10 protein-coding genes are annotated in these 21,366 nt (G+C 72.5%); 3 read left to right on the top strand and 7 right to left on the bottom strand.

Features of this window, described 5'->3' with window-relative positions:
* Positions 1-13 precede the first annotated feature (13 nt).
* The 3 genes from FHX52_RS23595 to FHX52_RS23585 are packed head-to-tail and all read right to left on the bottom strand — an operon-like array spanning position 14 to position 7,832.
* Positions 14-2,419, bottom strand: coding sequence for a hypothetical protein (locus FHX52_RS23595; protein ID WP_141824736.1), 2,406 nt, complete (start codon positions 2,417-2,419; stop codon positions 14-16).
* Positions 2,416-5,652, bottom strand: coding sequence for a DUF6603 domain-containing protein (locus FHX52_RS23590; RefSeq protein ID WP_141824735.1), 3,237 nt, complete (start codon positions 5,650-5,652; stop codon positions 2,416-2,418). The genes FHX52_RS23595 and FHX52_RS23590 overlap by 4 nt, the downstream gene beginning before the upstream one ends.
* Positions 5,649-7,832 carry a phospholipase D-like domain-containing protein gene (locus tag FHX52_RS23585; protein WP_141824734.1) on the bottom strand — a complete coding sequence of 728 codons (2,184 nt, stop codon included), beginning with the start codon at positions 7,830-7,832 and terminating at the stop codon, positions 5,649-5,651. The genes FHX52_RS23590 and FHX52_RS23585 overlap by 4 nt, the downstream gene beginning before the upstream one ends.
* A 336-nt stretch (positions 7,833-8,168) precedes the next feature.
* On the opposite strand from FHX52_RS23585, the gene FHX52_RS23580 reads away from it, so the two are divergent.
* Positions 8,169-9,425, top strand: coding sequence for a toll/interleukin-1 receptor domain-containing protein (locus tag FHX52_RS23580; RefSeq protein ID WP_141824733.1), 1,257 nt, complete (start codon positions 8,169-8,171; stop codon positions 9,423-9,425).
* Here FHX52_RS23580 and FHX52_RS23575 read toward each other — a convergent pair.
* Both FHX52_RS23575 and FHX52_RS23570 read right to left on the bottom strand, forming a co-directional pair.
* Positions 9,422-10,804, bottom strand: a complete 1,383-nt coding sequence (locus tag FHX52_RS23575; RefSeq protein WP_141824732.1) for a HEAT repeat domain-containing protein — start codon at positions 10,802-10,804, stop codon at positions 9,422-9,424. The two genes, FHX52_RS23580 and FHX52_RS23575, sit on opposite strands and share 4 nt — an antisense overlap.
* A 67-nt stretch (positions 10,805-10,871) precedes the next feature.
* Positions 10,872-11,855: a WD40 repeat domain-containing protein gene (locus tag FHX52_RS23570; RefSeq protein WP_185747446.1), complete on the bottom strand. Its 984-nt coding sequence runs from the start codon at positions 11,853-11,855 to the stop codon at positions 10,872-10,874.
* A 181-nt stretch (positions 11,856-12,036) separates the two neighbouring features.
* Here FHX52_RS23570 and FHX52_RS23565 point away from each other — a divergent pair, with 181 nt between their 5' ends.
* Together FHX52_RS23565 and FHX52_RS23560 are read left to right on the top strand one after the other, a co-directional pair.
* Positions 12,037-14,784 (top strand): RyR domain-containing protein, encoded by a 2,748-nt coding sequence (locus FHX52_RS23565; protein WP_141824730.1) that lies wholly within the window; start codon positions 12,037-12,039, stop codon positions 14,782-14,784.
* Complete coding sequence (locus tag FHX52_RS23560; RefSeq protein WP_141824729.1) at positions 14,781-15,302, top strand: hypothetical protein; 522 nt, start codon at positions 14,781-14,783, stop codon at positions 15,300-15,302. The genes FHX52_RS23565 and FHX52_RS23560 overlap by 4 nt, the downstream gene beginning before the upstream one ends.
* A 115-nt stretch (positions 15,303-15,417) precedes the next feature.
* On the opposite strand, the gene FHX52_RS23555 is transcribed toward FHX52_RS23560, so the two are convergent.
* On the bottom strand, positions 15,418-15,771 hold the full coding sequence (locus FHX52_RS23555; RefSeq protein WP_141824728.1) for a hypothetical protein: 354 nt from the start codon (positions 15,769-15,771) through the stop codon (positions 15,418-15,420).
* Positions 15,771-21,233 (bottom strand): NACHT domain-containing protein, encoded by a 5,463-nt coding sequence (locus FHX52_RS23550; protein WP_141824727.1) that lies wholly within the window; start codon positions 21,231-21,233, stop codon positions 15,771-15,773. The genes FHX52_RS23555 and FHX52_RS23550 overlap by 1 nt, the downstream gene beginning before the upstream one ends.
* Positions 21,234-21,366 lie beyond the last annotated feature (133 nt).

Here is a 21,366-nt window from a genome sequence, read left to right as displayed (position 1 = left end):
AGGTCTCCTCCGGTCAGGGTGCGGTGGCCGTGAGCCACAGCGAGGCGGGGATGCGGACGCGCACCGGGGCACGGGTGAGGGCCGCGGCGAGGGCCCCACTGTCTGCGCCCCAGTGGGCCACGGGGGGCGTGCCGACGACCGTCGTCGGCCCGGTCGGTCGCCCCACGCCGGCGAGGGGCCCCGCCACACGCACGTGGGTCGAGCCGGCGACGTGGGGGTGCGCCCAGTCGAGGTCCTGCCACGTGCGCATCGCGGCCGTCGAGCCGTCCGCGGGGGCGTCGTCGAGGCCGAACCTCACGTGCTGCACCGACTCCTGCAGCACGACCGACCAGACCTGCCCGGCGGTCGCGGGGCGCAGCAGCTGGTCGACGGTCATGGGGAACCCGACGAGGGTCGTGTCAGCCCCCACGTAGGCCGCGATGGTGGGCACCACGACGGTCTCGGGGCCGGCGCCGACCCGGCCCGACAGGTAGATCGTGGCGGTGGGGAACCGCCGGAGCAGACCACCGCGGATGACGAGCACGACGTTGCCCGCTCCGCCGATATGGCTTCCGAGGTCGCTCGCGGGGTCCCACGTCGCCATCGGCGGCAGGCCCGGGCCTGGGCCGGCCGCCGGCCAGAACCGGGCGAACATCGTTCCTTCGACATCGAGTGGGTAGCGCCGCCACTGCAGCTCGCGGGCCATCGCGTGACCCATCCCGACGAGGAAGGACTCGAGGAACGCCGGGTTCGTGCGCATGAGCACCACGGAGTCCTCCGGCAGGTCGTCCAGCCCCGGGAGGATCCACTCCGGCGACGTGGACTGCAGGTACTGCAGGCCGTCGTCGTCGAAGGTCGGGCAGAAGTGCGTCGAGGGCGCCTGCGGTGCGGATGCGGCAGACGGGACGCGCGCCCTTAAGGCGCCGGCTGCCTCGGCGCCCGCCGGGGTCGCGCCGCCGGGAGAGGAGGGCAGCGAGCCGAACCCGATCCGGGCGAGCGACCCGCCGGGCCGGAGCATCCGGGCCATCACCGAGTCGGCGCTGACGGCGGCCCGAGCACGGCCGTGGGGTTCGGGGGAGGCGACCTGCGCAGCCGCTCGCGCTGCAGCCGGCGCCGCAGAGGGTGTCGCGGACGGTGTCGCGGACGGTGTCGCGGACGGTGTCGCGGACGGTGTCGCGGCGGTGGCGTGCCGGTCCGTGAGCGCGCCGAGCACGGCGGCGGCCATGTCGGCGGCCCCCGTGCCCGTCGCCGGCACGCCTGCATCGGCGAGCTGCTGCCAGGCCCGGTCGCAGAGCGACTCCTGGTCGACGGCTACCGCCCAGCTGCCGAGACCGGCGGCGAAGCGGCGGCGCGCGTCGGTGTTGAGCTGGCTGAACCAGCCCTTGTCCCCGGCTGCGACGCTCGTGGCTCCGCGGACGTGGTCCTGCCCGTAGAGCGGCGGCCGCAGCTGCACCACGCCGGCCGGAGAGCTGACGGCTGCCGCGAGCGAGGCGGCGAACCCGGCGTCGGCGGGCGGGTCGCTCGCGGGACCCCCGACGGGCCGCAAGGCACCCTGGACCGTCACGGTCCGCCCGGCCGGGGCGGAGGCACCCCACCCCGCGGCGTCGACGCGCAGCTCCACCCCGTTGGCGGATGTCGGCGCTGGTCGTGGCCGCAGCCTGCGCGCGAGACTCTCGAACGACCCGGCCTGGCCGGTCGTGAACACGGTGGAGTGGTAGACCGGCAGTGCGACGTCACCGGCCTGGCGCCACGCGGGGTCGAGCGGCGCCACCCCTCCTGGGACGGGGATGCCAGCGGCGGCCAGCCCGGCGGCATACGTCGGCACGATGGCCGTGACGTAGGAGGTGTCGGCGCGCAGCCGGATCGGGCAGACGAGGCGGGCGAAGGCCTGTTCGGGATCTGCGAGTGCGGCGAGGGGGTCGCCCACCACGGCCCCGGTGAGCTGCACGTGCGCCCAGGCCCACGCCTCTCGCGGGTCGGGCAGCTGGGTGCCGGAGCACTGGAGCACTGTCACGCCGTCCGCCGTCCGCGTCAGAGCGGCGTCGGCGGCCGGCACGACGACGAGGGCGATCCACGGCTGCAGGCGACTCTGGATGACGGGCCCGTCGGCCGGGTGCTCGGGGTCCGGGATCGAGCCGGTGACCGGGCCGACCGGCGTGAACCGCCATGGCAGGTCGGCATGACGGAGCTCGACGTAGGGGAACTCCGACGGTGGGAACTGGGTGCTCCCGTCGGCGGGCTCGCTCCGAACCACCTCGACAGGGTCGATACCGGTGACGTCACCGGGGCCGAGGAGGTCGACGGGCACATCGGCGCTGTGAGTGGCGTCGAGGCTGATGCGGGCAGGCAGGCGGGCCCGGCTGCCCGAAGCCGGTTGGCCGGCCACGGCACTCGCGAGACCGGTGCGGTGCCAGGACCAGAAGGTGCGCGCGTTGCTCATGCGGGTCGACCTCCTGGTGTGCTGACGAGGGCTGGGGCGGGCGCGCCCGGCGTGGCCGGGAGGTCCAGCGAGCTGAGCTCGAGGGTGTCGACGACCGCGAGGCACGCGGTGGACGGGCCCGCGCTGGCGGCTGCTGCCGGCTGGAGTCGCACGCCGCTCGAGAAGGACTCGAAGGACGGAGCCGAGAGCTTCTCCTCAGCGGCGACGTCGGCGAACTGCGCGCGGGCGAACAGGTCGGTGACCGGAGTGGCGACGGTGCCGGCAGGGGCCGTGAGCGTGAGACCCAGCGTGGCCGGGCCGGCCGCGGGCAGGTGGGCGCCGACGTGGCTGATCCGCAGCCCGAGGGGTGCGACGTTCTGCCGGACCGAGACCGTGGCTAGCGGGTGCGCGAGGACACGCGTTGGGTCGGCGTCGGCGCCGCCGATGACCGCTCCGGGGGTTGCGGTCGCAGGGAGCACCGCCTCCCAGGCCTGCGCTCTGCTCACCCGAGCCCACACGAGGCCCGGCACGTCCACAGTCTCGACGGCGGTGGTTGCGGTCGGGGAGGAGCCGAGCGTGAGGTCGACGTGGACCGAGACGCTGAGGAAGAGGATGTGGAACTCGGCGGTGCCCGTCAGGTGCCACGGCGCGGGCCCGGTGACGGCCAGGGTGAGGTTGAGCGACAGGATCGTCGTGCCCCCCGCCGTGACGCGAACCCAGGCGGCCACGTCGACCTCGAGGTGGAAGGGTGACCACTGGATGAGCGTGTCGAAGCTGCCTCCGCCGTCGATGCCGAAGCCGCCCGCGCTCAGCCTGACGGTCGCGCGGGCTCCCATCTGCAGGGTGTTCGAGGTGATCGCGAGGTAGGCCTCGAAGCGCACCATGGGGTTGCTGCTCGAGGTGAGCTGCAGGGCGAGGCGATTGAGCGGGCGCAGCCCGGGGGGTGGGCGGAAGCGCGGGTGGAAGCCACCGATCGAGAGCAGGAAGCCGGGCTGGTCGCCCCAGTCGAGGCGCAGCGCCAGGTCTCCGGTCAGCGTGAAGGAGAGGATGCGCGAGTCGTGGAGCGAGGCGTCGAGGGCGAGCTGGCCCTTGCCGAGGTCGAGCACCCCGATCGCGTCGACGTGGATCTCGACGACCGGAGACTCCGGCTTCGGCAGCGTCACCGAGAGGGCGGCGAGGATGATCGCCCGGACGGGCATCGGCAGGTCGAGCAGCAGCGCGAGCCGGAGGTGCACGATGGCGGGGGTGCCCCACGAGATCTCGGCGAGCGGACCGACGACGAGCCGGTCGCGCGCGAGCGGGAACACCGAGTCGAGGGAGGCGACGACGCGGTCGGCGTTCTTGACCGGGTCCTTGACGAAGAGGATCGAGTCGAGGATCCCGTCCTTGAGACCTCCGCGCACCGCGTCGGCGTCCACGGTGCGGTTCAGGGCGATGAGCCCGCCGATGCCGGTCAGGGTGAAGCCCATCCCGAGCTGGACCGGGGTGAAACCCTCCGCGGTGATGAGCAGGAGCAGCGCGAATCCGTCACTGCCATCAGGCATTCGAGTCGTGATGATGCCGATGGCCTTGACGGACACGGTGCCGACGAGGGTGAGCTCGGCGACCCCGACGTAGGTGCCTGTCTCGGGGTTCGCTTCGAGGTAGCCGCCGCCGGAGACGGCCGCCGCACTGATCGACAGCCCGATCGCCTCCGGGCCGGCGAGCCCGAAGCGGACGTCGAGCGGCCCGAGGTTGCCGGTGCCGTCGGCCGGGGCCCCGACGACCGTCCGCAGGCCGATCTCCTTGAAGGTCACGGTGAACGGTCCGAGGGACAGTCGCCCCGTCGCGAGAGCCTCGATGGCGCCGCCGTGCTCCGCGGGGCCGACACCGAGCGTGAGCCCCGCGAGGTGGAGCACCCCGGCGAGGTCGAGGTTCAGAGCGATCGTCGTGGACAGTCCCGGGGCGCCACCGCTCCCTCCGGACGGGCCACCGACGAAGCGCAACCCGGTCCGCGACGACCACACGAGCCCCGCGGTGAAGGGCAGCTCGTGGGTCTCGCCGCCGAGCAGCGCGGTGACGAAGCTGTCGCCTCGCGAGAGGTCGAGGTATGCCGTGAAGTCCCCGTCCAGCGTGACGCTGAGCTCCGGCACGTCGACCGATGAGGCTGCCGCCTTGACGGACGCTGCGAGCCTGGAGGTCTGGATCCGCGTGCCGTGCGGGTCGCCGAAGGCCCACGGCTGCGCGGGCCTGGCGAGGAGCGAGGCGCTGACGGTTCCGGCGAGAACACCTCCCGCAGTGGTGCTGAGCCCGACCTTGCCGGGGCGGAAGGCGATCGCCACGCCGGCGTCGAGGGCACCTGCGAGCGTAAGGGTCACCGCGTCGGTGAGCGGGATCGCCGCCGAGACGGAGCCGGAGGCCTCGGCGACGACGCCGACCCCGCGGATCGACCCTTGCCGCGACGCATCGGGAATCCCGAGGAGCGTGATCACCAATGTCTCCGCCGTGCTGGCGGTGCCCGACCCCTGGCTGAAGGGGAACTTCGCAGAGATTCCCGGTACGGCGACGTCTGCGTCCCTCTGGTCGAGGTTCCAGAACATCCCCACGGCCGAGTCGTCGAGCAGGATCGTGGGAGACAGGTTGAGCGCCTCGGCGAGGCGTCGCGCGACCGCAGCCATCAGCGCCGCATCCGGGTCGGTGCCCCAGTGGTAGGTCTGGACGAGGTGTCCTACCGGGTCGGAGACCAGTGCCGGGATGGCATCCCAGACGACCCGGCCCGGGCTGATGACCTGGACGCCGGTCTCGTCGACCACCTGTGCGGTGGCGATGCCCAGGGCGACGAGGGCCGAGAGGACCCCGGGGGCCCGCACCTCGAGGCGCTCGTAGACGACGTGCCCGAGAACCGAGGCAGCGAGCTCGCCCCACGCTTCGGGTTGGTTCCACGGCGACGGCAGGGAGGTCGGCGGTGGGCTCGACGCCAGGGCCACCACTTCCTCGGAGACGTCTCGGAGCACCGAGAACAGCGCATCTGCACCCGCTCCGGCGCCCGCCCTGTCCAAGTCGGCCAGCGCACCACCCAGCGCCACGAGGGACTCGGCGAGCGGGACGAAGGTGGTGAGCCCACCACTGAGGTCAGCGTCATCGGGCACCGCGTGGCCGACTTCGGACAGCAGGATGCGCAGGCCCGCGGGGGAGGTCACGTAGGGCGAGAGGTCACCCAGAGCCGAGGCCAGGGCCCGCAGCAGCCCGACGACCGGAGCGTCCGCTGTGCTCATGGCGCACCACCTGGTGTCCGGCTCGCAGGATCAGCAGCGACGCGGCCCGTGAACGCGAACCACTGGGGATCCTCGACCACGGCGGAGACGTCCTGGAGCGTGCTCGTGGCACTTTCTATGCGCTCGTTCGGCAGCGAGCAGTTCTCCATGAGGCCGTTGTAGACGTTCCCGAACTCCCCCCACCGGAGCGACGTCGTCCGGCTTCCTCTGCGGAGGGGTTGGGTTTCGGCGGTCGGGTCGATGAAGTGCGGGTCGACGATGACGTTGGACGGCGCCGCGGTGCGCAGGGCGGTGGTGCGCAGGGCGGTGACGAAGGGTTTGCCGCCCATTGTGGAGGCGTCGTAGGGCGCTCCGCCGACCTGCGGCCAGGCCTGCCCTGCGGTGAGGAGGGACCAGAGCCTGCGCAGGTGTGAGCTCACGACGGCCGGGTCGTGCACGGCCAGGGCCAGTTCTGTGTCGCCCAGGAAGGACCGGCGGTTGATGTTGGCCGAACCGCACACGAGCAGCTCGCCGTCGTAGACGTGAGCCTTGGCGTGGACGTAGACGCCGCGGTCGCCGATGTCGACGTCCGGTACGGCCGGTGAGAAGTCCCATGCGTTCACGACGACGACCCGGTCGTGGGCGTCGGCATCCAAGCCCGCCACCAGAGCCGCTATCGCGTTTCGCCGGGCGACGTGGGTCGCCGACGCGAGATGGATCGTCCGGCTGTCCGGCGCGTCAGCGTGAGGTGGGAGGACGATGACGACCCCGAGTGTGGGGACCGCTCGGAGCTGCCGGTTGAGCAGGCGCGCTGCAGGCAGGCTCCAGAAGTACTGGTCGCAGATGCAGATGAGGTTTCGTGCCTTCGACATCGCGCGGGCATAACCGCGCATGACGGTGAACTCGCCCCTGGCAAACCGCGTGGGATTCGGTCCGCGCTTTCGGAACGGGATGGTTCGCCACATCTGCACCGCACTGGTCCCACCACTCACCTGCCCGACCGGTGCCGGAGGAGGCAGCTCGGCCTGCTTCCGCCCGGGCCGGGCGGGGTCGTCGGTGATGGCTGACTGGGCAGTGAAGTACGCCCGACCGCTCCAGGCGCTCCACCCCGAGAGGGCGTGCGGGTCGAGCAACGCGTACTCGCCGCTGTCGCCCCAACGCTCGCGGAACTGGTGCTCGATCGTGGCGACGACCGGGCCCCTGAGGCGCAGGTGCTGGTCGTGCCACTTCTGACGCACCTCCCCGTAGACCTCCGCGTCGAGGTCGCCCGGCGGGCGGGCGGCAGGCGTTGGTCGCTCGACCGTGAGGACATCTCGCATCCACGCCGGCGTGGAATCGTCCCCGAACGGCCATCCGTCGAAGGCCCATGGGGTGCCCTGAGGAGCGGCGTCGGGCCGTGGGCCACGGCTCTCGCCCGACTGCCAGTCGCCTGAGTAGAAGGAGGTCGGCATCTCGTCGGGCGAATGAAGTCCCGGGGCAATGGGTGCGTCCCGGCGGGTCCACGCGAGGTCGACGCCACCGGCATACGCGACGGGAGGGGTCTCGTCGGCGCAGCGAATGACGCACATCTTCTGGTGGTGGGAGCCAGCCCCCCCGCTGACTCGGGTGTCGAGGCAGACCACGCCCAGGTCCAAGGAGGTCCCGAGGCGTGCCTTGGCCAGCTCGTTGCCCTTGGCGATGCAGTGAGCGAGGAAGAGGTGGTCCGGACCGTGAGCGCGGTCGGCGACGTCGCTCGTCGGCATCCACAGCATGACTCGCACCGTCACGCCGGCAGCGATGCACGCGAGCAGCAGGCCCAGCACCGTCTCGTCGCGGCTCGTCGCGCTCGGGATCGGGTGGTTGCCGTCCATCCATGGACTCGTCTGCCAGGAGTTGCCTGACGAGAGGTCGCGGAGGGGGTTGCACCGCCAGCCGGCGACGTAGACGAGGCCACGCTGACCGTGCTTCGTCGGCGGCGGGTCCGCCGACCTCTTGCGGGCGGCTTCGAGGCAGGCCACGAGCGAGTCGCGAATGCCCGACATGGCCCAGTAGCCCCCGATGATGGGCTCCACCGTGCACCCGGTGTCCATCGGCACAGGGGCCGACGCACTGGAACGCGACGCGTACTCGGTGCCGGAACCCCACGGGAGCCCGGCGACATCGGCGGGCGTCGTCTGTCCGGGCTTGGCGAACGGGACGAACCACTGCGTGGCGTCCGTCATCGCCGGATCCCCTGCCCGGGCTCGTGCTCCCGTGCGGACCGTGGCGTCGTTGCCCCCATCTCGCTCCCCACTCGTGCCATCGCAGCGCATAAGCAGAAACGTCCGGCGACATCGGCGGCTCGGGATCGATCAGCGTGGTCCCGGACCCCAGCCGGACCCGCACGACGATAGCCGTGACTCAGGCGACTCGTCGGGAAAAAGCGACAAACTGGATTTGATCAGATATCGCCGAATGGTGCTCGATGGGCGAACCGGGCCCAATGGCCCTCCCCCCGGCGTGCCCGCGCGGGTAGACGTGAGGTGTGCCCCGGCGAGGGGTGCCTGGGAGGGATCCACATGAGCCACGACGTCTTCATCTGCCACTCGTCCATCGACCGGGCGATCGCCAACGCTGTCTGTGCACGTCTGGAGGAGAAGAAGATCCGCTGCTGGATCGCCCCGCGCGACGTCATCCCCGGCCGTGAGTTCGCCGAGTCCATCATCGAGGCGATCCACGCGAGCAAGCTGACCATCCTCGTGTTCTCGGCCAACTCGAACGGCTCGCAGCACGTGCACAAGGAGATCGAGAGGTCGGTCAGTGCCGGCATCCCGATCCTGCCCTTCCGGGTGGAGGACGTCACCCCGTCTCCGGCGCTCGAGTACTTCATCTCCGACGCGCACTGGCTCGATGCGCTGTCACCTCCCCTCGAGCAGCACCTCGACCACCTCGTGGGCACCGTCCAGCTCCTTCTCGACCGCTCCGAGCCGGGCGGCGGCATCGTCGGTGAGGACACGGCGGCGGCGATGGACGGGTCGACAGGCGCGACGCGGGCGGCCATCACGACGGCACCGCCGCCCCCGACGGCACCCGAGGCCGCGGAGCCGCTCACATCGCCTCCGGCGCCCGGGCCCCCCCGCATCGCCCTCTGGGTCGGGCTCGCCGCCGCCCTGCTGGCGGTCGTCGTCGTGGCCGCTCTGCTCCTGACGCGCGGCGGAGGCACCCCTGCCGGCACGGCCGGTCCGACGACACCGCCGACGGCGACGAGCCAGTCGGCGGCCAAGCCCTTCTCGGACGAGTTCACGGGCGCCGTCGACCCGAGCTGGACGTGGCTCAACGAGGATCCGGCGAAATGGAAGGTCACCGACAAGGGTCGCCTCGAGATCGTCGGCCAGCAGCCCCCGCCCTTCCGGAACGTCCTGCTGCGCACTGCCCCGACGGGGTCCTACTCCGTCAGGCTCGACCTCACGTTCCCCGCGAAGGGATCCGGGTTCGCCGGGCTGGTCTTCACCGGGAGCGACCTCAACACCCGGGTGCAGTTCGGGTGGACGGAGAAGGCGCTGGTCAACACGACCTACAAGGACGGCGACCTCGCCACCGACAGCGAGATGATGACGGCCGACCTGCCCGTGAAGCCCGGCGGTGAGGCACGGCTGCTCATCGAGGTCGAGAACGGCCTCTACGTCGCGAAGATCTACGACCCGACGTACGACACGTGGTTCGACCTCGGAACGGGGCGGCTGGACCCCGCCCTCACCAAGGTCGGGATCCTCACCTACGCCAAGGGCACACCGGGGCTCACGGCGAGCTTCGACCAGTTCCAGATCTTCTTCTAGGACGTGGCCGCGGAGCGTGAGTTCGCCTGCGCGACAGACAGGTTGCGGATGACGTCATCGTTGGTCGGGTTGATCGCGTATGCCGTCTGGAGGGCTTCCAGAGCATCCGGGTAGGCGCGCAGCTCCGAGAGGACGCCGCCCAGGCTCATCCAGAGCACCTCGTCCTCGTAGGGCGCCGTGCGGATCGCCTCGCGGTACTCGTCGGCGGCGCTGGAGAACTCGCGGTTCTGGGCGAAGGCGTCGGCTCGGTGCTCGTACGCCTTGGCGCTCAGCGCCTGGTGTGCCAGGGCGGGCGTGACGAGATCGGACCTCGCCTCCTGGGCGATGACCATCGACTGGTCGACTTCGATGATCGCCTGCAGGGTCGACTCCTCGACATCGCCGAGGTTGATGGTGAGCGACTTCGGCTGACGGGTGAGGCCTGTGGCTTCAGCCCGCCCACCCATCGAGAGATCACTGCCCCCGGAGGACTCGGTCTCCGACGCTCCGAGGCTTCGGAGCGCGGCGCGTGCGGCCTCGCGGAAGGCACTGCCTCCGCCGCGCTGGTCGAGCTCTCGGAGTGCGGCGCGCAGCGGCTCGACCGCCCGCGGGTCGCCGAGCCGGCCCAGCGCCATGGCCGCATGGGTTCGGACGAAGGCGGTCTGGTCGTCGGAGGCAGCCTGGAGGGAGGACGATCGGCTGGGGTCGAGACCCCCGAGGGCACGTGCGAACGCGAGGCTGTCGTGCGCGTCCTTCGCTGCAAGCTCCTCGTCGAGAAGGGCACGGATGAGGGACTCCACGGCTCGAACGTCACCCAGGTCGCCCAGCACGTCGGCGGCCCGCCACCGCGGCCTCCAGCTCGCGTCGAACATGACCTGGCAGAGGGCCTCGACGGCACGGACGTCGCCGATCTGGCCGAGTGCGTCGACGGCGAGCCCCGACCACTCCCCCGTGAGCTCACCGACGAGAGGCTCGACGGCGCGCCGGTCACCGATCTCACCGAGGGCCGCCACCGCCGCGCCGCGCACGTCGTCTCGAGGGTCCGCGAGGATCCCGAGGAGCGGGTCGACGGCACGCACGTCACGCATCCCGCCGAGCGCTGCGACGGCAGCCTTGCGCACCACGTCGCTCTCGTCACCCAGAGCCGCGAGCAGTGCATCCGCGGCCCGCGGGTCGGCGACACGCGACAGCGCCTCGGAGGCATACCAGCGTCCGGGGCTGCGGGGGTCGCGCGCTACCGATGCCAGCGGCTCGACCGCCGCGGCACCGAAGGCTGTGAGCGCCGCCGCGGCATCGGTGGGGATCTGCCGGTCCTTCGTGTACGCCAGGGCTCTGACCAGCCCTGCGACGTCTCCCTTGGCAATGAGCTTGTCGATCTTGGGCGGTCCGAAGAGTGGCATGGCTCTCGCCTCCTCGCTCTCAGTCTAGGGCGGGCGGCGAGGGGCTCCCGGGGCGCCGAGGCGCAGGTCACCCGAGGGGTTGCGCGACCTCGACCGCACGGATCCGCACGGTGCAGTCGTCGGACCCGGAGGCGATCCACCTGCCGTCGGGCGAGCAGTCGACGGAGTTCACGCCTGCCTCGTGGTCCCTGACCGTCGCGATCTCCACGCCCTCGGGCGGGTGGCGGAACGTGTGTGACTCCGTGAAGGTGTCGCCCTCCCAGAGCTTGATCGCGCCGTCGCTCGACCCCGAGACGATCCAGCGTGCTCCCGGACCGTAGGCCACGCCATGCACCGGGCCACGGTGCCCGATGAGGTCACCCAGCTGCACGCCGCTGCCGATGTCGAACACACGGACCGTCCAGTCGTCGGATCCGGAGATGACCCGCCCTCCTCCCGGCGAGAAGGCAACAGCCCGAACCACATTCCGATGACCGACGAGGGCGGCGACCCGCTTGTGGCTGGCCACGTCCCAGAGCAGGAGGGCGTCTGCCTTCTCATCGATGGGGTACTCCACGTAGGTGCCCGAGGCGGAGACGAGGCCAGTGCTGTCGGGCGAGAAGCGGACGGCGGTGACGCCGTACTCGTGCCCGCGCAGGGTCGTGATCCTCCTGCGGGTCGCCGCGTCCCAGAGCCGGATCGTCCTGTCGCCAGAGGCCGAGGCGAGGTGGGCGCCGTCGGGCGACCAGGCGACGCCGCCGACGCCGCGGTCATGGCCTTCCAGAGTGGCGACCAGGTCACCGCTCCAGGCGTCCCACATCCTGACCGTGTCGTCCCACGACCCCGAGACTACTCGGCGCCCGTCAGGCGACCACGCGAGCGACGTCACCCCACTGTGATGGCCGGCGAGCGTTGCGAGCCGCTCCCCGCTGCCGGCGTCCCAGACGACGAGGGTCCGGTCCATGGATGCTGAGATGAGGCGCCCACCGTCCGGCGAGAACGCAACGGCGCTCACGGCATCGGCGTGACGCATGACGACGATGCCTCGGCTGGCGCCGACGGGCTCTCCCACCCATACGACGCTAACGAGGGGCGGGCCTGACATCACTGTTCAGTGACGACCGCGACACCCGAACCGCCTGTCGCACCCTGCCCGCCCGCGAGACGATGGAGGTGCACATCGAGCTCATCCGGCGCGCGCTCCCGGTGCTCACCGTCCGGGTGGGGATCGTCACAGGACGGGTGGGAAGGCCATGCAAGAGGTGCGCGGTGAGCAGCAGGCAGGGCCTCGGACCGTCGTCGTCGCTGGCGACGTCGTCATCGAGCACCGCATCTACGAGGGGGTGCGTACCCGGCCGCACACCCACGCTGAGCAGGGCACGCGCATCGAGCAGGAGGCCGGCGGGGCCACCCTGCTCCACGCTCTCCTGCGCAACCTGGGGTCCGTTGCGCCGCAACCGTTTTCGGCCGAGCTCGCCATGGGGGCGACTCCCGAGCACCGCCTCGTGGGCTCGTACTCCCTCCTCACGCCCTGCCCCGCTGCGGCCGGCGCCAAGGGACCGGTGTGGCGCGTCACGCGCGACCTCGGCTACGGCGACAGCCTCGAGCCCAACACGAGGTATGCCGTCTCGCCCCGTCGCGAGGCGATGCCCGCCTCCGTCGTGGTGGTCGACGACGGCGCCCTCGGCTTCCGCCACTCGACGAACCGGACGGCCTGGCCGGAGGAGCTGCGCGAGGGCGCCGCATCCGGAGTCGACTGGGTCGTGCTCAAGACGTGCACGCCCCTCGCCCAGGGCGACCTCTGGCAACGGCTCAGCCACGAGCTCGGCGACCGCCTCGTCGTCGTGACCTCGGCCTCCGACCTGCGCCAGGAGGAGGTCGGCATCACCGAGGGCCTGTCGTGGGAGCACACGGCGCAGGACCTGCTGCAGGAGCTGACGCTCAACCAGAGCATCTCCGACCTCACCCGGGCGCGGCACCTCGTCATCACCCTCGGCACCGACGGGGCGCTGTGGCTGAGCCGGAACGACGACGGCACTGCGCGGTGTCGTCTCGTCTTCGACCCCGGCGGCCTCGAGGGAGCCTGGGCGCGCAGGGTCCACGGGCAGGTGTGGGGTGGCATGTCGTGCCTCGTCGCAGGGATCGTCGCCGAGCTGACGGGGTGCAGCCCCACGACCGCCGGGGTCCAGCGCGCTGCCGACGAGGTCAGGCCCGACATCGGCGCGGGCATCGTGCGGGGTCTCTCCGCAGCACGACACCTCCTCGCCGTCGGGTACGGCCCGGCGACGGACGCCGCCGCCGAGGACGTGACGACGCCGACGTTCCCTCCACCCGCGGTCGTGGCGGACCTGCTCGAGCCGTCCTTCCGCTACCGGGTGGCCGACGTCCCGGCGTCGGTCGCCTCCATCGGCCGGTCCAAGGCCTGGACGATCGCCTCCGGCGACCAGGACGTCGTGGCGGGTCGCCCCCTCCACGGACTCGCGCGCCGCGTCGCGCTCTTCGGGCCTAGGGCGCTCGTCGGAGAGGTGCCGTATGCGGTCTTCGGCAAGCTCACCGCGGTCGACCGGGTCGAGATCGAGAGCCTGCGTGGCCTCGAGCGCCTCGTCAAGAGCTACGAGAACGACCCGCACCCGTCGAAGCCGCTCTCGATCGCCGTCTTCGGCCCTCCCGGCTCGGGAAAGTCGTTCGGTGTCAAGCAGATCGCGAAGACCGTGCTGGGTGAGAAGGTGCCGATCCTCGAGTTCAACCTCTCGCAGTACTCCGACCCGGCAGAGCTCGTCGGCGCGCTGCACCAGGTCCGCGACAAGGTGCTCGGCGGCACCACCCCGGTCGTGTTCTGGGACGAGTTCGACTCGCGGGAGTACCTCTGGCTGCAGTACCTCCTCGCGCCCATGCAGGACGGCGCGTTCCAGGAGGGCCAGATCACCCACCCGATCGGCAAGTGCGTCTTCGTCTTCGCCGGGGGCACGAGCCACGACTTCGCCAACTTCTCACCGCGGGAGGAGTCCTCGTCCCGGGTCGCCGGCGTCGCCGCGCGGAGCGGCCTCACGAGGCAGGAGAAGTTCCGGCTGGCGAAGGGCCCCGACTTCGTGAGCCGGTTGAGCGGCTACCTCAACGTCGCCGGCCCCAACCGGCGGCAGCGCTACGACGCCCTCATCGGATCCTGGGTCGACGACGACGCTCCCCCGGACATCTCCTTCCCCGTGCGTCGCGCGCTGCTCATGCGGGCGACCGGAGGCTACGTGGGCCCCGCCGAGGACGCCGAGATGGACATCGACGGCGGGCTGCTCAGCGCCTTCCTCGAGATCGGCCGCTACGAGCACGGGGCACGGTCCCTCGAGACGATCATGAAGCTGACGCGGAGCGGCGGTCAGCCGGGCATCCGCCGCTCCGCGTTGCCCCCCGAGGACCAGCTGTCGCTGCACGTCGACGCCGACGAGTTCATGGGGCTCGTCGACCTCGACCTCCCGTTCAAGATGCACAGCGAGGAGCTCGCACCCGCCGTGCACGGCTTCTACCGCCAGGCGGTCGAGGGCGAGTCCGTCCTCTACGACGTCGAGTTCGAGGCCCTGCCCGACGGGGTCCGGGCCGACAACGTGGCCGCCGCTGCACGCATACCTCGGGTGCTCGCGCTCGTCGGGCTCGTCATCGTCAGCAACGGCCACCCGTCGGTGGCGCACGAGGACGTCGTAGCGAGACTCATCGACAGCAACATCGAGCTGCTCGCCGAGGCCGAGCACGACGGGTGGATGGAGCAGAAGTACCGCGACGGCTGGTCACACGGCTCCACCCGCGACGACGCGACGAAGACCCATCCCTGCCTCGTGCGCTACGCGATCCTCAGCGAGCAGGACAAGGACAAGGACCGCAACGCCGTGCGCCACTACCCCGACATCGTGGCGCTGTCGGGCCACAAGATCGTCGAGGCCGGTTGCACCACAGCGACGCCCGCGCAACGGGCCAACGCGAGCGTCATGCAGCGCCGGTCGGGCGGACGATGAGCCCCGAACGCGTCGTGCGTGTCGGCGTGACCGGCCACCGCACGATCCGGGACCCCGAGCGGGTGGCTCGACACGTGCGAGACGGGCTGCACGGCATACTCCGGCTGCTGGACGCCGATGACGGTGCGGGCCCTCCCCAGCTCGAGGTCGTGTCGTCACTCGCGGAGGGCGCCGACCGCCTCGTCGCCCGTGAGGTGCTCGCCCTGCCGGGCACGACCCTCGCGGCCGTGCTGCCCTTCCCCGCCGACGACGACGAGGGCGACTTCGAGACGGCCGAGTCCCGGGCCGAGCTCGCCGCCCTCCTCGGTCAGGCCCGCTCCGTCGAGGTGATGCCGGCGACGACGACCCGCGCGGCCGGCTATGCCCTGCAAGGGCGCTGGGTCGTCGACCACAGCGACGTGCTCGTCGCCGTGTGGGACGGCGAGCGGTCACACGGCGAGGGCGGGACGGCCGAGATCGTCGCGTATGCAGCCGACCGTGGGGTGCTGCTCCTCTGGGTACGGGCGCGCCGCGCCTGAGCGTCACGTGCCAGCGGCACACCTCGAGGTCAGCCGCCCCTCGGAGGCGGTATGCGTGTGGCCCGGACGTGTGCTCCTGGCCCTGAGGTGGGCGGCTGAGTCGCCGACGACCGGGTCACCAGGAGCCGACGAGACCCAGCCCGCGGTCGGCGCAGAGGCGGAAGAACCTGCCCAGCTCGACGACCTCGAAGGGCGAGACGTGATACCGACACTCGGCACCGGCGGCCACCTCGACGGGGTCGCACCGCTCGAGCTCGGCGGCCATGCGCCGCACCACCTCCGGCGGGATCCACTCCTCGAAGAGCGAGACTCCGGTGACGTCCTCGACGAGCTCGGCGTAGACCTTGCCGCGGAAGGACGTGTCGCCCTCGCACTCGCAGAGCAGCACCTTCGCCCGGTCGAACGCCTCGCGGTCGGCCTCGGTCAGTGCGATGTCCGGGGTCCGGCCGGCCAGCGTGTCGAGTCCCATCAGAGCCTCCCCTCCAGGGTCGTCAACGCGTCCTCCTCCTCGCGGCTCACCTTCGGCCGCAGGAACGCCCCGCACGCGGCCGCCACGTCACGGGCCGAGCCGAGGAGCACGGCGACCAGCTCGGCGTACTCCACGTCATCGAGACGACGGCGCAGGATCGCCCGGCAGTGGCCCAGCTCGTCGTCCTGACGCACGAGCGCCGGGTCGGGCAGCGGTCCTGACGCCGTCGGAGCCGTCGCCGGGTCGTGCTCGTCGACGAGCCGCGCTGCCAGGCGCTCCGCGCTCGTCGTGACGGCCCTGCGCCGCTCGTCCGAGAGGGTGAGCCGTTCCACCTCCGCGTCCTGGACCTTGCCGTCGGCCGCGGCGACGAAACCCCAGAGGACTCCCGGGAGTCGACGCACCTGCTCCCACTCCGCGTCGGAGAAGCGGGCCCGCAGCGTCTCGTCCTCCTCGAGGACGGCGTCGCTCGTCAACACCAGCTGGAGGGTGCCGCTGTGCCCGGCCACGAGCACCGTGACGCCGTCGGGGTGTGCAGCGAGCGAGTTGACCGACCAGCCGAGCCGGCGCATCAGCCCCAGCTCGACACCGGCCTCGACGTCGAGGAGCCGCACCTCGCCGTCGGTGGAGGCGGTGACGACCAACGCCCCGTCGGGCAGGACCGCCAGGGCGGTGATCGGGCACCGGTGGCCGGTGTCGAGCGACCATCGCAGCCGCCCCGTCATGACGTCCCACAGCTCGAGAGCGGTGCCGCGGGCCACAGAGAGGTCGCCGCCCACGACGCCCACCGCCCAGGCCGGGGCCCCGGGGTCGGAGCACCAGGCGAGCCGGCCGGACATCGCATCGTGCACGGCGACGGTCCCGGCCGTCGACACCGAGCCGACCGCCGACCCGCCGAGCTCGGCGACCCCGGTCACCGCTCCCGCGTGCACCCCCACCCGCAGCGGCGCGGCGCCGCCTGGCACCCAGCGCGACACCCCGCCGGCGCTGTCACCGACCAGCCAGGCGTCGTCGTCGCGGCACCCGGTCAGGCACACGATCCCCGGAGCAGCGACGGTCTCGGTCACGAGCCGCCATGAGCCCGCGGTCCAGACGCGCACCCGGCCGTCGGCCCAGGCGGCGGCAACGTGTCGGCCGTCGGCCGACCAGGCCGCCGCCGTCGCCCAGTCCGCTCCCGGCTCTGCGAGCGTCTGGCTCCTGCCGTCGACGAGGTTCCACGAGACAACGGCTCCGTCGGACCCGGCCGTGAGGCCCCGTTCGCCGTCCGGGCTGGCCGCGACGGCCTCGACCCACGGGTGCTGCGTCTCGAGCATGGTCCGCCGCGGCCGGTCCGCGGCATCGACGGCGTCCCGCGCGCGCTCCGCAACCGGCGTCGGCAGCCCAGGCTCCTGCTCGACAGACCCGTCCGGACGTAGGCCCCCCTCGAGGTGCAGCAGGTGCACCCGGCCGCTCGCCTCACCGGCGACGAGGGTGAGCCCGTCCGGCGAGAGGTCGCAGGCGGTGACCCGGGAGTCGAGGTCGAGCTCGGCCACCGCCTCACCGGATTCGAGGTCCCAGACCCGGAGTCGGTGGTCGTCGCCTCCACCGACCCCGAGCCGCCCTGTGGCGTCGAGCGCGAGGCACGCGACCGTCTGGGCCCGCCGGTTCGACGTCGACGACTCCACGGCATACGACAGCACGCGCAGCCGCCGGCCGGTGCCGAGGTCCCAGAGCCGCACCCGCGACTCGTCGCGAGTCACGTTGAGGCGGTAGTAGACGAGGATGTCGTCGGTCGACGACGTCAGCGCTCGGGTGCCGTCCCTCGAGACCGCCGCGGCGATGACCTCGTGCGTTGCGTCGACGGACGAACGGGGCGCCTGCTCGTCGAGCTGCGTCGCGAGCGCGAGCCGGTCGGGGTCGTCCGGCGTGCGCGCATCGACGCCACCGACATCGGGCGCCTCCACCGTCGTTCCCCGGGCGGCGCGCAGGTCCCAGCGCAGGGCTGAGCCGTCCGCCGCCCGAGAGACGGCAACCGTGCCGTCGTCGCCGACGGCCACCTCGGTCACCGCCGCGGTATGCCGTGGGGGCGCCGGGGTGCTGACGGCCAGCGGGTGCCTCGCGAGGTCCCAGACGTGCACGCTGCCGTCCGCCCCACCGGAGAGCACGCGCCGGCCGTCCGCGGTCGCGGTGACCGACAGGACCGCGGTCCCGTGGCCGAGGAGGCGGCGCACCTCGCGGCCGACCGCGAGATCCCACAACCTGATGCTGCCGTCGTCGCCGGCGGAGACGAGCCGGTCGGGGGCGAGCAGGACGAGGGCCCGCACCGCGCCGACGTGACCGGTGAGGGTGGTGGCAGGTGCGGAGGTGTCGGCCGTGCGATGCACCGTGATGGTGCCGTCAGCCAGTCCGACAGCCAGAGTCGAGGCATCCGCGGCCAGGGCGAGCGACGTGACGCCGGAGAGCTGCTCGCTGCCCGCGGCCCGACCGCCGACGAGGTCCCACCGGACGAGTGGCGCGCTGCTCCCCCACGTCACCGCCGCCCGGCCGTCGGCGCTGACGGCGATGAGGTCGCTCGCCGCCTCCGCGCCGGACAGCGCCCCCTCGAGCTCCGGGCCGGGACGGCCGTCGCTCAGGCTCCACTGCTGGACGGACCTCGCCCCCATGCCCCAGATGTCGCGGGGTGCGGCCACGAGGGTGCCCCCACGCGGGTCGAGCGACACGGCATACAGGTTGTCGGTCTCGCCGTGCACGACCATCGAGCCCACCCCGGTATGCCGGTCGATGCGGTAGCCGCAGCGATCGACCGAGGCCGCGAGCACGTCGTCGCCCGCGAAGGCCAGAGCGGCGATCGTGTCGCCACCCGCGCCTTCCGCGAAGCTGCCGCTCGGGCGGGCTCCCTCGAACGACACGACCTCGAGCCCGCTCTCCAGGTCCCAGACCCGCACGCTGCGGTCGGTCGTGCCTGCGGCGGCCCAGCGCCCGTCCGGCGAGAACGCGACGGCCCGGACCGGCGAGAACGTGCCCCGGAGGATCCGCGTCAGCTCACCCCCCGGTGGCGTCAGGCTGGCCGTGAGCGGGCGGAGCCAGGCGCCGGACGCCCGCTGCGCGAGGCTGGTGACGAGGCCTGAGAGGTGGGGGTCCGAGGCCGTCAGCAGCCGCCCGGTCAGCTGGCCCGCGAGCTGCGCCGGCTCGCGTGTCACGGCGGTCATCGACAGGAGGAGCGCTTCGCGCAGGGCGGCCAGGGTCACGGCCTGCGGGGAGGCGGGGTCACACCGTCGCGAGACCTCGTCGATGTCCTCGACCAGCGTCGACGGGCCTGTCCCACCGACCTTGGCGGTGACGAAGTCGCCGTCCGTCAGCAGGGTGAGGGCCTGCTCGATCCGGCCGGCCCTGGCCAGCTGGAACGGCAGCTCGGCGAGCACCCGCGGCGACAGGCCCTGAGGGCCGAGACGGACGGCGTCGAACGAGGCGGCCAGCTGCGCGTGCCGGACTCTCTCGCGGCCGCCGGAGAGGAACGCGCGCTCGGCGGCGTCGGCCAGCTCGCGGTGGTAGAAGCCGATCGTCACCGTGCCGTCCGCGCTGCGCGCCGTCAGGTAGCGCTCGAGGTCGGCGAAGAGCCGCGACCACACCACCACGGGCAGCCGGTCGACGCGTGGCGACCGGGGCGAGCGACGGGCGAAGTCCCTCATCACCTCGGGGTCGGCCGAGAGCAGGTCGAGCAGCTCGTCCTCCGTCAGGCCGTCGCGAGAGGCGGCCAGCAGGCCGAGAGCGCGCTCGACGAGCACGGCGCCGTGGTTCTCCTCGCGCGACAAGCGGGCGAACAGCTGGTCGATGAGGCCCGGCACGCTCCCCGGCACCGGGTCCGGAGCGACCCAGGACGACCACAGCCGGGCCTCCTGGGTCGCGAGACGCAGGTGGAGCGGCATACCGCCGGCCTCCTCGAACGCCGACAGCACCATGGCCGCCTGGGGCGGTGTCAGGGTGCGGCCCTCGGCGGCGAGCCAGTGCCGCAGCAGGGCCTCCCCGTCGTCGGCCGACAGGCCGGGCACCTCGAGCAGGGCGTCGACGCCGAGTCGCCGGCGGAGCAGGTCGAGCTCCGGGCCGGGCCGGGTCGACACGGCCACCCAGACGTCGGGCGGCAGGACGTCGGGCAGCCACGTGAGCCGGCGAGCCGCATCGCGGCGCGGCAGCTGGTCGAGGCCGTCGACGAGCAGGACCAACGGCTTCGCGCGGGTGGCCCGGCCGAGCTGGGTGGGGAAGCCGCTGAGGAGGTCGTTCTCGTCTCCAGGAGGTAGGTCGTCGACGCCGTAGTGCTCGCCCAGCTCCGACCAGATGCCGCGCAGCAGCTCTCCGCCGACCGACGACGCCGGAGTCGCGCCGATGAACCGCGTGACGACGACGGCTTCCGGATGCTCCGCGGCAACCTGGTGCGAGACCGCGGCGAGCACCGCCGACTTGCCACTGCCCGGTGCGCCCCAGAGGACGAGTGGCCGCCAGGGCTCGTCGGCCCGTCGGGCGGACACCCTGCTCAGGACGTCGTCGCGCCCTCGCAGGTCAGCGGCGCGGTCGGCCCCGAACCGCTCGTGGGCCGCCCGCTCTGCCACGACGGGGTCGAGCGCCTCGACCCGGTCGAGCTCGGCCCCGATGACCGCGGCCAGGGCCGCGTAGACGTCGTCGTTGAGGGCGACCAGGTGGTCGCGGGTGACGGCTCCGTCCACCCAGCGGGCGGCGTAGGGGCGCACCCCGTCGCCGATGCGCTCCGTGAGTCGCCTGCGCAGGTCGGCGAGAGCGGCGGCCGCCTCAGGGTCGCGGCGTCCGTCGACGACATCGACGTAGGGAGCGGCGTCATCGGGCAGGCCGTCGATGGTGCGCAGGAACGCGAACGCCCCCAGTCCGGTGTCATCGGCCATCGGGCCCGCCGAGATCTCCTGCTCCGTCGCGGAGGGCTGTGGCCCGATCGCGCCGTCGAGCACCGCTCGCAGCTCCTTCTCCTCGCGGGCCCAGAGGTCGGGATCGCGCCAGTCGCCCTCGCGCGGCTGGAGGGTGGCGACGGGAGGAAGCGCGTTCTCGTCGACCCGGTACCACCGGTGCAGGAGGGCCGTGCGCTGCGCGTCAGCCGCGGCGACGCGCTGCACCTGCTCCCACGCACTCGGCGAGAGCTCGTAGGGCAGGGGGCGCCAGCCGTAGCGATCGCCAAGCAGCGCAAGGAAGCTCGGCCTCGGGCTGAGTCGCCGGCACCGCTCCACCTCGGCCAGACAGAGTGACATCGTCCGTTGGTCGAGCGCGGCCTCCTCGCTCACTCCCCACCGCAGGTCGACGGCCTGGAAGCGCGCACCTCGCGAGGCGCACAGCCTGCGCAGTCTCGGGAACGCGCCCTCGACCGGGCCGTCCGGCCCCTGCACCCCACGCTGCAGGGCATCCCGCTCCGCGACGAGATCGTCGAAAGTCGAGCTGACGAACACCCTGAAGCTCTGTGCGCCGGGCATACCCCCATCGTCTCGCCGGCCTCGAGCCCCGAGCCGGATCTTGGTCACAGATCACGTCGCGGGGTCGCTCACCGCAGCCGCACACCTCGAGGTCAGCCGCACCTCGGAGGCCGTGTGCGCGTGGCCCCGGGGT

It is taken from the genome of Humibacillus xanthopallidus, assembly GCF_006717145.1.
Classification (GTDB): Bacteria; Actinomycetota; Actinomycetes; order Actinomycetales; family Dermatophilaceae; genus Humibacillus; species Humibacillus xanthopallidus.
The sequence above is the reverse complement of the archived record's forward strand: the minus strand, read 5'-3'. Positions and strand labels throughout refer to the sequence as shown.